General features: G+C 72.2%; 12 protein-coding genes. 5 read left to right on the forward strand and 7 right to left on the reverse strand.

Annotated elements, in window-relative coordinates; translation table 11 throughout:
* Positions 1 to 146: 146 nt before the first annotated feature.
* Positions 147 to 446, reverse strand: a complete 300-nt coding sequence (locus ACWED2_RS40100) for a DUF1540 domain-containing protein (protein WP_449695744.1) — start codon at positions 444 to 446, stop codon at positions 147 to 149.
* 122 nt (positions 447 to 568) lie between these two features.
* Positions 569 to 2,587 carry a phosphocholine-specific phospholipase C gene (locus ACWED2_RS40105; protein ID WP_449695745.1) on the reverse strand — a complete coding sequence of 673 codons (2,019 nt, stop codon included), beginning with the start codon at positions 2,585 to 2,587 and terminating at the stop codon, positions 569 to 571.
* 176 nt (positions 2,588 to 2,763) lie between these two features.
* Between ACWED2_RS40105 and ACWED2_RS40110 the strand changes: the two genes are divergently transcribed.
* The 3 genes from ACWED2_RS40110 to ACWED2_RS40120 all read left to right on the forward strand — a co-directional run bounded on the left by ACWED2_RS40110 (position 2,764) and on the right by ACWED2_RS40120 (position 4,192).
* Complete coding sequence (locus ACWED2_RS40110) at positions 2,764 to 3,300, forward strand: MarR family winged helix-turn-helix transcriptional regulator (RefSeq protein WP_449695746.1); 537 nt, start codon at positions 2,764 to 2,766, stop codon at positions 3,298 to 3,300.
* Positions 3,297 to 3,665 carry a hypothetical protein gene (locus tag ACWED2_RS40115; RefSeq protein ID WP_449695747.1) on the forward strand — a complete coding sequence of 123 codons (369 nt, stop codon included), beginning with the start codon at positions 3,297 to 3,299 and terminating at the stop codon, positions 3,663 to 3,665. Before ACWED2_RS40110 ends, ACWED2_RS40115 begins: the two co-directional genes overlap by 4 nt.
* 191 nt (positions 3,666 to 3,856) lie before the next feature.
* Positions 3,857 to 4,192, forward strand: a complete 336-nt coding sequence (locus ACWED2_RS40120; protein ID WP_449695748.1) for a lycopene cyclase domain-containing protein — start codon at positions 3,857 to 3,859, stop codon at positions 4,190 to 4,192.
* 228 nt (positions 4,193 to 4,420) lie between these two features.
* Here the strand turns inward: ACWED2_RS40120 and ACWED2_RS40125 are convergent, their stop codons facing one another.
* Positions 4,421 to 5,599 carry an MFS transporter gene (locus ACWED2_RS40125; RefSeq protein WP_449695749.1) on the reverse strand — a complete coding sequence of 393 codons (1,179 nt, stop codon included), beginning with the start codon at positions 5,597 to 5,599 and terminating at the stop codon, positions 4,421 to 4,423.
* Between the two features lie 111 nt (positions 5,600 to 5,710).
* Here ACWED2_RS40125 and ACWED2_RS40130 point away from each other — a divergent pair, with 111 nt between their 5' ends.
* Positions 5,711 to 6,418, forward strand: coding sequence for an ArsR/SmtB family transcription factor (locus ACWED2_RS40130; protein WP_449695750.1), 708 nt, complete (start codon positions 5,711 to 5,713; stop codon positions 6,416 to 6,418).
* A gap of 2 nt (positions 6,419 to 6,420) precedes the next feature.
* Here the strand turns inward: ACWED2_RS40130 and ACWED2_RS40135 are convergent, their stop codons facing one another.
* Genes ACWED2_RS40135 through ACWED2_RS40145 form a run of 3 tightly spaced genes read right to left on the reverse strand, consistent with a single transcriptional unit; the run spans position 6,421 to position 9,790 of the window.
* The gene (locus ACWED2_RS40135) at positions 6,421 to 7,167 is read right to left on the reverse strand and encodes a succinate dehydrogenase/fumarate reductase iron-sulfur subunit (RefSeq protein WP_449695751.1); all 747 of its coding nucleotides are present in this window, start codon (positions 7,165 to 7,167) and stop codon (positions 6,421 to 6,423) included.
* Positions 7,164 to 9,086 (reverse strand): fumarate reductase/succinate dehydrogenase flavoprotein subunit, encoded by a 1,923-nt coding sequence (locus tag ACWED2_RS40140; RefSeq protein WP_449695752.1) that lies wholly within the window; start codon positions 9,084 to 9,086, stop codon positions 7,164 to 7,166. The genes ACWED2_RS40135 and ACWED2_RS40140 overlap by 4 nt, the downstream gene beginning before the upstream one ends.
* Positions 9,086 to 9,790 (reverse strand): succinate dehydrogenase cytochrome b subunit, encoded by a 705-nt coding sequence (locus ACWED2_RS40145; protein ID WP_449695753.1) that lies wholly within the window; start codon positions 9,788 to 9,790, stop codon positions 9,086 to 9,088. Before ACWED2_RS40145 ends, ACWED2_RS40140 begins: the two co-directional genes overlap by 1 nt.
* 71 nt (positions 9,791 to 9,861) lie before the next feature.
* Here ACWED2_RS40145 and ACWED2_RS40150 point away from each other — a divergent pair, with 71 nt between their 5' ends.
* On the forward strand, positions 9,862 to 10,797 hold the full coding sequence (locus ACWED2_RS40150) for a LysR family transcriptional regulator (RefSeq protein ID WP_449695754.1): 936 nt from the start codon (positions 9,862 to 9,864) through the stop codon (positions 10,795 to 10,797).
* Here ACWED2_RS40150 and ACWED2_RS40155 read toward each other — a convergent pair.
* Positions 10,790 to 11,632, reverse strand: coding sequence for a TIGR03619 family F420-dependent LLM class oxidoreductase (locus ACWED2_RS40155; protein WP_449695755.1), 843 nt, complete (start codon positions 11,630 to 11,632; stop codon positions 10,790 to 10,792). The genes ACWED2_RS40150 and ACWED2_RS40155 overlap by 8 nt on opposite strands.
* Between the last annotated feature and the right edge of the window lie 60 nt (positions 11,633 to 11,692).

Genomic DNA, 11,692 nt, shown 5'->3' on the forward strand with positions numbered 1-11,692 from the left:
CATCTCCCCCTCATCCCAACCCCCCTCCTCTTCCACATTCTGCGCGTCTCCCATCTCCCACCTCTTTCTTGTGTTTTATTTCGGGTTAGAACCCGAAATACCACTCACGACCAGCCGCGGCAGAGCACTCAACCGGACGGTCGGCGCTACCTCGGCGTGTACGTCAGGCAGTTCGCCGCGTGGCCGCCGCCGCCCGGGCCGACGCGGATGCTGTCCGCCGCGCACTCCAGCGAGGAGTTGTGCCGGCAGTCCGTCCGGGAACACGCGCCGACCTGGGCCACGACCCGGTCCAAGCCGCCCTTCGTGTTCAGCGGGACGAACGTTCCGCAGTCCGCCGATCCGTTGCCGCCGCCCACCGTGATGGCGAAGGCGTGGCAGCCGTCGTGGTTGTAGGAACAGCCGCTGACCGTGCACTCGTGCACGGCGGGCATCTCGGTGGTGGTCATCCGCTCTCCTGGTTCCGTGGTGGGAAAACAGTCGGTTCCCCGACCGTCCCACCCGGAACCGGGCCTCGCAACGCACGCCACCACGGCCGGGTGACAAACGTCCCCGATCGAGCGCCGCAGCCTCAGTGCGTGAGCGTGTTCGGGTCGCTCGTGCTGGGCCGCCCGGTCTCGACGTGCCCGGCCAGGCGGCGCAGGAAGCGCGGGTCGCGGTCCGAGACGATCGAGACGTCGTACCAGTTGCCGCTGCGCCGCGTGTCCACCACCTCGACCACCCGCGCGCCCGGGCGCAGGACCCGGGACGTCGAGCGGCGGCCGTACGCGTCGGTCAGCGTGACCCGCACCGGGGCCGGGCCGCTGTTGGTCAGCACGAGCGCCAGGTTCCCGCTGCGCCCCTCCGGCCGCGCGCTCACCTCGGGCCCGGCGAGACCGCCGCCGCGGAACTGCCGGACGAACCCGTTCGGCCCGTAGGCGGTGTAGTCATAACCCCCGGACACCGGCAGCGTGGCGGCGAGCGAGCGGCCGGCGCCCGCGGTGTACGTCCGCGGCTCGCCCCCGGGCGAGGTGACGTAGAACGTCGCGCCCGCCCGGCCCTGGTTGACGAACGTCAGACCGAAAACGTCCGCCACCCGCGCGTCGACGGCCAGGTCGTACGGCAGCGCCCGCGCCGGCCGCAGCCCGGGTTCCTGCTTCGGCAGCACGGCGGTGGCCGGGACGGCCGGCACGTAGTCCGGGTGCCGCTTGCGGTCCGGCGGCTCGTAGCCCGCGGTGTCCGGCAGGGCGGGCACCCGCGCGTCGGTGCGCGCGAAGTCGAACGCCGAGGTCAGGTCCCCGCACACCGAGCGGCGCCAAGCCGTGATGTTCGGCTCGGGCACGCCGAAGCGCCGCTCGATGAACCGGATGATCGAGGTGTGGTCGAACGTCTCCGAGCAGACGTAGCCACCCTTGCTCCACGGCGACACCACGAGCATCGGCACCCGCTGGCCGAGCCCGTACGGACCGGCCGGGTTCGAGGCCGAGCCCGCGAAGATCTCCCCCGTAGTGTCCACAGTGGACTGGGCGGCCGTCGCGTACGGCGGGACGACGTGGTCGAAGAAGCCGTCGTTCTCGTCGTAGGTGATGAACAGCGCGGTCCTGCTCCACACGTCCGGGTTCGCGGTGAGCGCGTCGAGGACCTGCGCGATGTACCAGGCGCCGTAGTTCACCGGCCAGTTCGGGTGCTCGCAGAACGCTTCCGGCGCGGTGATCCAGGAAACCTGCGGCAGCTTCCCGGCCTTGACGTCCGCCCGCAGCCGGTCGAAGTAACCCTCGCCCGCCTTGGCGTTCGTGCCGGTGCGGGCCTTCTCGTACAGGGCGTCGCCGGGCTTCGCGGTGCGGTAGGCGTCGAAGTACAGCAGCGAGTTGTCGCCGTAGTTGCCGCGGTAGGCGTCTTCGATCCAGCCCCAGCCGCCGGCGGCGTCGAGGCCGTCGCCGATGTCCTGGTAGATCTTCCACGAAACGCCCGCCTGTTCGAGGCGCTCGGGGTAGGTCGTCCAGGAGTAGCCCTTTTCGTCGTTGCCGAGGACCGGCCCGCCGCCCTTGCCGTCGTTGCCCGTGTAACCGGTCCACATGTAGTAGCGGTTCGGGTCGGTAGAGCCCATGAACGAGCAGTGGTAGGCGTCGCAGATGGTGAACGCATCGGCGAGGGCGTAGTGGAACGGGATGTCCTCGCGGGTCAGGTACGCCATCGTGGTCGTGCCCTTCGCGGGCACCCACTTGTCGTACTTGCCGGCGTTCCACGCCGCGTGCGTGTCGTTCCAGCCGTGCGGGAGGTCCTGGATGAACTGCAGGCCCAGGTTGTCCGCTTCGGGGCGGAACGGCAGGATGTCGCGCTTGCCGTCCGACTGCGCCCAGACGGACTTGCCGTTTGCCAGGGTCGCCGGCCGCGGGTCGCCGAAGCCGCGGACCCCGCGCAGGGCGCCGAAGTAGTGGTCGAACGACCGGTTTTCCTGCATCAGCACCACGACGTGCTCGACGTCCCGCAGGGTCCCGGTCCGGTGGAACGCGGGGATTTCCGCTGCGCGGGCGATGCTGGCGGACAGCGCGGAAAGGGCGGCGGTACCGCCGGCGAGCTGCAGAAAACGTCGTCGGTTGACGTCCGTCATGGGGACTCCGGGGGGTCGTGGTGGCGAGCCGGGTCAGTATGGGTGGCGAAGAGCGAACCTGTCCCGGGACCGAGGCTAACGCCGGGCGAAACCCTGGTTAACGCCTGCGAGCGGACAGGCCCCGGACAAAGATGTTGACAGAGATACGGAAGTACGTACTAATGTAGTGACTCACTATGAACGACGTACCCAATCTCTCCCGGGACGCGGACGACCGGCTCTACGCCCCCGACGTCCGGGCCGCGCTGGCCGGGTTCACGCTCGGCGAAGACACCGGCGTGCTCGAAGCCGCGGCCGCCGTCCGCACGGCCGCCCGGAGCCTCGAAGCGCTGCGGTCCCGGGGCACCGACAGCCGCGGCCTCAGCCCCGGCGCCCTCGACATCCTGATCCGGCTCGCCGGCGGCGACGCGAACATCAAGGACCTCGCCGCGTCCGCCGGCGTGAGCTCCCGGAACGTGACCGGCCTCGTCGACACCCTGGAACGCGCCGGCCTCGCCGGGCGCGTGCCCGACCCGCGCGACCGGCGGGCGGTGCTGGTCCGGATCACCCCGGACGGCCGGACCTGGCTGGCGGAGTTCCGGCAGCCATCGCAGCTGGCCATGGCCGCGCTCTTCCGGGGGTTCACCGCCGCCGAGACGGCCCAGCTGCGGCACCTGTGCCTGCGGCTCGCCGAGAACCAGTACCACCTCGCCCGCCACCTGGAGGACCGATGAGCACCCGGACCAGAGAAACCGTGCGGGCCTACCACCGCGCCCGATTCGAAGGCGACGTGACCGCCGCGGCCGCGCAGCTGGCCGCCGCGTTCACCTTCCGCAGCCCGCTGATCGAATCCGCCGACGCGCGCGGCCACCTCGACGGGCTGGCGGGGTTCGTCGGGATCGTCACCGGCGTGGACCTGATCAGCGAGCTCTACGGCGATGCCGAGGCCACGCTGGTCTACGACGTGCACACCGCGACCCCGGTCGGCACGCAGCACACCGCGGAGCACTTCCGGCTGCGCGACGGGAAGATCGAGGCCATCACGCTGATCTTCGACGCCACGCGCTGGCATCCGCTCATGGCCGCCGTGCGGCGGTGACCCGCCCGGGTGCCCGGGTTTGTGGAGACCACGGGCTGAGCTCGAACACCGGGCGGGTCACCGCCGCGACCGGTGTACCCGGCCCGCGGCCCGGCAAACGCGGCCGGGCGGGTCCGGCTGCGGGAACCGGCGGCGCCGGGCAGAATCCCGGCATGCTCGGACGGGTGTGGCGTTCTGCGGGGATGCGCTGAGTGGGCCGCTGGGAGTACCTGGCCGTCCTCGGCGCGTGCGTGCTGGTGACGCTGCCGATCGAACTGGCGGGCGCGCGGGTGTACCGCAGGCCGGGCCGGCTCGCCCGCGCGGTGCTGCCGGTGGCGGCGGTGTTCCTCGTCTGGGACGCCTTGGCCATCGCGGGCGGTGTCTGGCACTTCGACGCGGCGTTCGTCAGCGGCTTGCGTGCGCCGTTCGGGATTCCCTTGGAAGAAGTCCTCTTCTTCGTCGTCATCCCGGTGTGCGGTGTCCTGACCTACGAAGGGGTCGGCCTGACCGGACGGCTGCTGCGGCGGTGGCGCCGCGGAAAGGAGTAAGGCCCGTCTCCGCCCAGCGGAGGTCCGAGGGGGGTCGACCTGCGAGCGGAGACGGGAGTTTCAGGGCCGGTACGGGGGCCGCCTCGCGGCGGAAGGCTCAACACGGCTCCAGCGTTACCGGTATTCCGTGAAGGCAAGGGGTGAGGCCCGGGGGCACCGCCGTACCGACACTCTGTACAACGTCCTGCCCCCGCTGGTGTTCCGGGTGGCGAGGGTGACGTGCGTCGCTCAGTGGACAGCCGCCGGCTGCCGGGTCCGGACCGCCCAGCGGGTCAACGCGGGCACGGGTGCGACGGCCGCCAGGAACACGACCGCGACCAGCAGCCAGCCCGGTCCGCCGAGCCCGCCCACCGCGAGGGTGAACACGGCGGGGCCGATCATCTGCACGGTGGCCGTCGCCGCTTCGGTCGCGCCTTGGTAGGCGCCCTTGGCGTCTTCCCGCATCAACCGCACCGACAGGCCCCAGTTGGCGGCCACGTACCCCAGCTCCCCCACGACGTGCAGCGCCGCGGCGAGGCCCACCACGCCGACCGCGAGTGCTCCCGAGCCACCGGCGGTCGTGGCGAGCAGCACGCAACTGGCCGCGAGCACCACCCCGGACACCACCGCCGTGCGCGCGGCCTGGCCCGTCGTGCGCGCGAACCGGGCGAACGGCACCTGGAACACCGCGATCCCGACCGAGCTGATGACCACCACGACGCCGCCCAGTCCCAGCGGCAGGTGCGTCCGGCCGGACAGCCACAGCGGCAAGCCGGCCGACAACATGGCCCAGCACAGCGAAAGCACGGCCGTGGCCGCGGTGAGGCACAGGTACGGCCGGTCCTTCAGCACCACTCGGGTCGCCGTCCTCCGCGGGACCGGCGCGGGTGCGGGCACCAGCAGGGTCGCGCCGGCGAGCACCAGGAAACTCACGGCGTTGCCCGCGATGGCCAGCGTGTAGGCCCACCGGGCGTCGGCGGTGAGCACCAAGGCGCCCAGCCCGGCCCCCGCGGCGTACCCGACGTGCTGGGCCACCCGCTGCTGCGCGAGCACGCGCACCCGATCGGCGGGTTCGGTGACCAGCCCGGTGATCAGCGCCGTCCGGACCGCGGTCCCGCCGGTCGCCAGGGCGGTGAAGGGCACCGTCACGGCCAGGAACGACCAGGTGCCGTCCACGGCGAGGTAGCCTGCCATCGCGGCGGCCCGCACCAGTGTGAGGGTGACCAGCACCGGCCGCGCGCCCGCCCGGTCGGCGAACGCGCCCAGCGGTACCGCGGCGGCCATCCCCACCGCGCTCGCCACCGCCAGCCCGGCACCCACGGTGACCGGCGGCAGCCCGGCGATCCGGGTGAGGTAGAGCGCCCAGATCGTGAACCAGAGGCCGTCGCCGAGCGCGGACACCCCGCGGCCCCACAGGAGACTTCGCATGCATCCACCCTTCACGATGACGTGAAGGGTATTTCCCACGCCGGCCGCCTGCAAACATCATTCACGTGCTCGTGAAGCGTGCTAGGCTCGCGCACGTCGGAAGGGGCGGTGATGGGCGGACTGGTCGACGCGGGCAACGCCGTCCAGGGCGCGATCGTCGAGCTGACCCGCGAACTGGCCGACCCGGTCCGGCTGACGGCCCTGCAGGTGCTGGCCGCCGAGGGCCCGCACACGATGGTGCAGCTGGCCGACGCGCTCGGCGTCACCGCACCCCGGCTGGGCAACCACCTGGCCCGGCTGCGGGCCGCCGAGCTGGTGACGGTCGAGCACACCGGACGGCACGCGGTCTACCGCGTCGGCCGCGAAGACCTCCTGGGCGTGCTCACCGCCCTCGCGCACTACGCCGGCAAAGACGGCATCACCCCGCCGGACCGCGCCGAGTCGGGCGCGGACATCGCGCACACGTGTTACGACCACGCGGCGGGACGGCTCGGCGTGGCGGTGTTCGCCCTGCTCGTCTCACGCGGGGCGCTGCGGCCTCCGGACGGATCCGCCGCGGACGTGGCCTTGGGTGACGACCTGTCGGCGTTCCGGGACCTCGGCGTTTCGCCGGCGGAGGTCGATCCCGGCCGGCGGCGGCCGGCCACGGCGTGCCTGGACCGGACCCACCGCGTCCCGCACCTCGGCGGCGTCCTCGGCCACGAGGTCCTGGCAGCGTTCCTGGCCGACGGCCTGGTCCGCCGCGGCCCGGGAGACCGCGAGCTGCGGATCACCCCGCGCGGCCGCCGCCGGTTCGGTGCCCTGCTGCCGGGGTTCTGACGTCAGCGACGTCCGGAGCGGCTCGCCGCGAGGTACTCGCGGTTGAGCGTCGCGATGCTCGAGAACGGGATCCCCTTCGGGCAGGACGCCACGCACTCCCCCGTGTTCGTGCAGCCGCCGAAGCCTTCGGCGTCCATCGCGTCCACCATGTCGAGCACCCGGCTCGCGCGCTCGGGGCCGCCTTGCGGGAGCAGGCTCAGGTGGGTCACCTTCGCCGCGGTGAAGAGCGTGGCCGAGCCGTTCGGGCAGGCCGCCACGCAGGCGCCGCAGCCGATGCAGGTCGCGTTGTCGAAGGCCAGGTCCGCGTCCGGCTTGGGGACCGGGGTCGCGTGCGCGTCCGGGGCGCTGCCCGTCGGCGCGCTGACGTACCCGCCGGCCTGGACGATCCGGTCGAGCGCCGACCGGTCGACGACCAGGTCCTTGATGATCGGGAACCCTTTGGCGCGCCACGGTTCCACGTCGATCACGTCGCCGTCGGCGAAGGAGCGCAGGTGCAGCTGGCACGACGTCGTGCGCTCGGGGCCGTGGGCCCGGCCGTTGATCACCACGCCGCACGAGCCGCAGATGCCTTCGCGGCAGTCGTGGTCGAACGCCACCGGCTCGTCGCCGGCCTCGATCAGCCGCTGGTTCAGCACGTCCAGCAGCTCGAGGAACGACATGTCCGGGCTGACGCCCTCGACCGGGTAGGCGACCAGCCGGCCTTCGGCGGCCGGGCCGGCCTGCCGCCAGACGCGGACGGTGAGTTTCATGTGTAACTCCGCTGGGTCGGGTGGACGTGCTCGAAGACCAGTTCTTCCCGGTGGAGCACCGGCTCGGCGCCGTACTCCCAGGCGGCGACGTACGCGAAGTTCTCGTCGTCGCGCAAGGCTTCGCCTTCGGGGGTCTGGTGTTCTTCGCGGAAGTGGCCGCCGCAGGATTCCTCGCGCGCGAGGGCGTCGACGAGCATGAGCTCGGCCAGCTCCAGGAAGTCGGCGACGCGGTGGGCCTTCTCCAGCTCCTGGTTGAGCTCCGCGCCGCCGCCGGGGATCCGGACGTCCCGCCAGAACTCCGCCCGGAGCCCGGGCACCCGGCCCAGGGCCTTGCGCAGGCCTTCGCGGGTGCGGGACATCCCGCAGTGGTCCCACATCAGCAGGCCGAGCTCGCGGTGGAACGAGTCGACCGACCGCGTCCCCCGCACCGCGAGGAGCCGGGAAATCCGGTCGCGTACCTCGGTTTCCACCTCGCGGACCGCCTCGGCGGAGACGTCGCCGAGCCGCGTGCCGCCGAGGTAGTCGTTCACCGTCGCGGGCAGCACGAAGTAGCCGTCGGCGAGACCCTGCATGAGCGCCGACGCGCCGAGCCGGTTGGCGCCGTGGTCGGAGAAGTTCGCCTCGCCGATCACGAACAGCCCGGGGATCGTGCTCTGCAGGTCGTAGTCCACCCACAGCCCGCCCATCGTGTAGTGGATGGCCGGGTAGATCCGCATCGGCACCGCGTACGGGTCTTCCGCGGTGATGCGCTGGTACATGTCGAAGAGGTTGCCGTAGCGGGCTTCGATCGCCGGACGGCCCAGGCGCGCGATCGCGTCGGCGAAGTCGAGGTAGACGCCCAGGCCGCCGGGGCCGACGCCGAACCCGGCGTCACAGACGTTCTTGGCCGCCCGTGAGGCGATGTCCCGCGGCACGAGGTTGCCGAAGCTCGGGTAGAGGCGCTCGAGGTAGTAGTCGCGCTCGTCCTCGGGGATCTCCCCTGGTGATCTGGGGTCGCCGGCGCGTTTCGGGACCCAGATCCGGCCGTCGTTGCGCAGCGACTCGCTCATCAGCGTCAGCTTCGACTGGTGCTCGCCCGACCGCGGGATGCACGTCGGGTGGATCTGGGTGAAGCACGGGTTCGCGAAATAGGCGCCGCGCTTGTGGGCCCGCCAGATCGCCGTGGCGTTGGAGCCCTTGGCGTTGGTCGAGAGGTAGAAGACGTTGCCGTAGCCGCCGGTGGCGAGCACGACGGCGTCCGCGAGGTGCGTGGTGATTTCGCCGGTGACCAGGTCGCGCGCGACGATGCCACGGGCCCGGCCGCCGGAAACGACCAGGTCCAGCATCTCGGTGCGCGCGTGGAGCTCGACGTTCCCGGCGTCGATCTGCCGGGACAGCGCCTGGTACGCGCCGATCAGCAGCTGCTGGCCCGTCTGGCCGCGCGCGTAGAACGTCCGCTGCACCTGCACACCGCCGAAGGACCGGGTGTCCAGCAGCCCGCCGTACTCCCGGGCGAACGGCACCCCTTGGGCCACGGCCTGGTCGATGATCTGCGCCGACACCTGCGCCAGCCGGTACACATTGGACTCCCGGGCCCGGAAGTCGCCGCCCTTGACCGTGTCGTGGAAGAGCCGGTACACCGAGTCGCCGTCGTTGCGGTAGTTCTTCGCCGCGTTGATACCGCCCTGAGCCGCCACGGAGTGCGCGCGCCGCGGCGAGTCCTGGAAGCAGAACTGGACGACGTGGTAGCCCTGCTCGGCGAGGGTCGCACCGGCCGAGCCGCCGGCCAGCCCCGTGCCCACGACGATCACCCGGTGCCGCCGCCGGTTCGCCGGGTTCACCAGCTTCGCGGCGAACTTTCGTTCGTCCCAGCGGTTTTCGAGCGGCACAGCCGGTGCCTTGGTGTCGGCGATCGGGTTGCCCACACGGTATCCGGACATCAGTGCACCACTCCCGTCATGATCGCGACCGGGACGAGGGCGTAGCCGCCCGCGACCACGACCGCCGTCGTGCTGCCGAAGATCTTGATCGCCCGTTCCCGCCGCGGGCGGGTGGCGCCCAGGGTGCGGGCGGCGCTCGCGAAGCCGTGGTGGATGTGCAGGCCCAGCATGGCCAGGGCGAGCAGGTAGATCAGGTTGACCCACCAGACCTGGAAGTCCGCGACGAGGTTGTGGTACGGGTCCCCGGGGACGAAGTCCCGGTTCACCGTGCCGACGGTGAAGTCGAGGATGTGCCAGACGACGAACACCGCGAGCGTCGCGCCGCCCCAGCGCATGGTGCGCACGGCGAAGGTCCCGTGCGCCGGCGGCCGGTGGACGTACCGCACCGGCCGGGCGCGCCGGTCGCGCCGGGCCAGCTGCACCGCCGCGGTGACGTGCAGGACCAGCGCGGTGAGCAGCACCGCCCGCTGGAGCCAGAGGAACCATTCGCGGCGCAGCACCGGTTCGCCGATCGTGCGCAGCCAGCCGGCGTAGTGGTTGAGGTCGTCGGCGCCGAGGAACGTCTTGAGGTTGCCCACCATGTGCGCGACCACGAAGGCGAGCAGGAGCAGGCCGGTCACCGCCATGACGGCCTTCTTGCCGATCGTCGAGGCCCAGAAGCGCCGGACGGCGGAGCGCCGGGGCGGGGCGAGGGTGTTCACCACCCGATCGACGTTAAGAGCGCATCCACCAGAGGTCAAAGACATGATAGCTCTGTTATCGATAGGCTGATCCTATGCAGTTCCACCAGCTCGCCTACTTCGTCGCCGTCGCCGAGCACCGGCACTTCACCCGCGCCGCCGAGCAGGTGCGGGTGGCCCAGCCGTCGCTGTCCCAGCAGATCCGCGCGCTCGAACACGACCTGGGCGCCCCGCTGTTCCACCGGATCCGCGGCAACGTGTCCCTCACCGAAGCCGGCGAAACCCTGCTGCCGATCGCGCGGCGGATCCTCGCCGACGCCGAAACCGCGCGGCTGGCCGTCCGGGAGCTGGCGGAGCTCGACCGCGGCCGCGTGCGGCTCGGGGCACCGCCGAGCCTGTGCACGGGCCTGCTGCCGTCGATGCTCGCGGCGTTCCGCCACCGGTACCCGGGCATCCAGCTGGAGCTGCACGAAAGCGGGTCGGGCGACCTGCGGCAGCGGCTGGCCGAGGGCGCGCTGGACCTGGCCCTGCTGGCGGGCGCCCGGACGAGCGCCGACGCCGGCCTGACGGCGACGCCGCTGCTGCTCGAGGAGCTGGTGGTGATCTCCGCACCGGACGCGCCGGTCGCGGGTGACCGGCTCGGCATCGCCGAGCTCGCGGACGTCCCGCTGGTGATGTTCCGCCGCGGCTACGACGTCCGCGAGGCGACGGTCAACGCCTGCCGCGCGGCCGGGTTCGAGCCGTCGTTCGCGATCGAGGGCGGCGAGATGGACGCGGTGCTCGCACTGGTCCGCGCCGGCGTGGGCGCGGCGGTGGTCCCGAGCACGGTGGCCGGCGACCGGTTCCGGATGACCCGGTTCACGCCGGACGCGGGGATGACGCGCGTGGTGCAGCTGGCCCACCGCGCGGACCTGGAACCGACCCGGGCGGTGCGCGCGCTGCGGTCGGCGATCGCCGGGTTCGTGGCCGACCCGGCCCGGCGGGCGAGCCTGCCGCCGGGCATCGAGTCCCTGGTGGACGAAGTCAGCTGAGGCCGAACCGCGCGGCGAACGCGGCCATTTCCTCGCGCCGGCGCCCGGGCTCGGCCGTGCCGGGCGTCACGACCACCCGGTTCACGCCCTGCCGGGCCAGCTCGTCGACGTCCTCTGTGGACAGGTCGAGCGACCCCCACCGCGTGTACTGGATGGTTCCCGGGTCGCTCGCGGTGGCCCGGACGAGCTCGAACTGACGGCGGCGCTCGTCCGCCGTGAGCGACCCTCCGGGGAAGTAGCCGTCACCGCGGCGCCCGGCCCGGCGCGCGGCGGCCGCGCTCGACCCGCCGACGTGGATCGGCAGCGTGCGGACACCGACCGGCTTCGGGAAGCTGCTGACTCCCTCGAAGGCGAAGAATTCGCCGTCGAACGAGACCCCCTCTTCGCCGCCCGCCCACAGCAGCCGCAGGACGTCGATCGCCTCGTCCGCCCGGCGGCCGCGGGTCGCGAAGTCCACTCCGGCCGCCCGTGCCTCGCCGGGCAGCGCGCCGACCCCGACCGTGAGCAGCCGCATCCGGCCGCCGGAGAGCACGTCGACGGTGGCCAGCCGCTTGGCCAGCACCACCGGGTGGTGGTAGGGCAGCAGCAGGACGCCGGTGCCGAGCAGGATGCGGCTGGTGACGGCGGCGACGAAGCTCAAGCACTCCAAGGGGTCCGCGTACGGCAGCGAAGGCGGCAGCTCCATCGGCCCGATCTTCGCGCCCGGGTACAGCGCCACGTGCTCCGGCAGGTACAACGACTCGAACCCGCACTCTTCCGCGTCCCGCGCGAACCCGGCCAGCACGGCCGGGTCGGAGCCGAAAACCGGGGTGCTGTAACTGATTCCGAACTTCACCCCCGAGAAGCTAAACGTTGCCGTGGACGTCAAGGCAACCCGCTTGCCGTCCCGCGATCG

The sequence above is a fragment of the Amycolatopsis sp. NPDC005003 genome (assembly GCF_053600695.1).

Excerpts from the sequence above, each read along its gene's own strand:
- ACWED2_RS40100 (WP_449695744.1), bottom strand. The coding sequence starts at position 446 with ATGACCACCACCGAGATGCCCGCCGTGCACGAGTGCACGGTCAGCGGC.
- ACWED2_RS40105 (WP_449695745.1), bottom strand. The coding sequence starts at position 2,587 with ATGACGGACGTCAACCGACGACGTTTTCTGCAGCTCGCCGGCGGTACC.
- ACWED2_RS40110 (WP_449695746.1), top strand. The coding sequence starts at position 2,764 with ATGAACGACGTACCCAATCTCTCCCGGGACGCGGACGACCGGCTCTAC.
- ACWED2_RS40115 (WP_449695747.1), top strand. The coding sequence starts at position 3,297 with ATGAGCACCCGGACCAGAGAAACCGTGCGGGCCTACCACCGCGCCCGA.
- ACWED2_RS40125 (WP_449695749.1), bottom strand. The coding sequence starts at position 5,599 with ATGCGAAGTCTCCTGTGGGGCCGCGGGGTGTCCGCGCTCGGCGACGGC.
- ACWED2_RS40130 (WP_449695750.1), top strand. The coding sequence starts at position 5,711 with ATGGGCGGACTGGTCGACGCGGGCAACGCCGTCCAGGGCGCGATCGTC.
- ACWED2_RS40135 (WP_449695751.1), bottom strand. The coding sequence starts at position 7,167 with ATGAAACTCACCGTCCGCGTCTGGCGGCAGGCCGGCCCGGCCGCCGAA.
- ACWED2_RS40140 (WP_449695752.1), bottom strand. The coding sequence starts at position 9,086 with ATGTCCGGATACCGTGTGGGCAACCCGATCGCCGACACCAAGGCACCG.
- ACWED2_RS40150 (WP_449695754.1), top strand. The coding sequence starts at position 9,862 with ATGCAGTTCCACCAGCTCGCCTACTTCGTCGCCGTCGCCGAGCACCGG.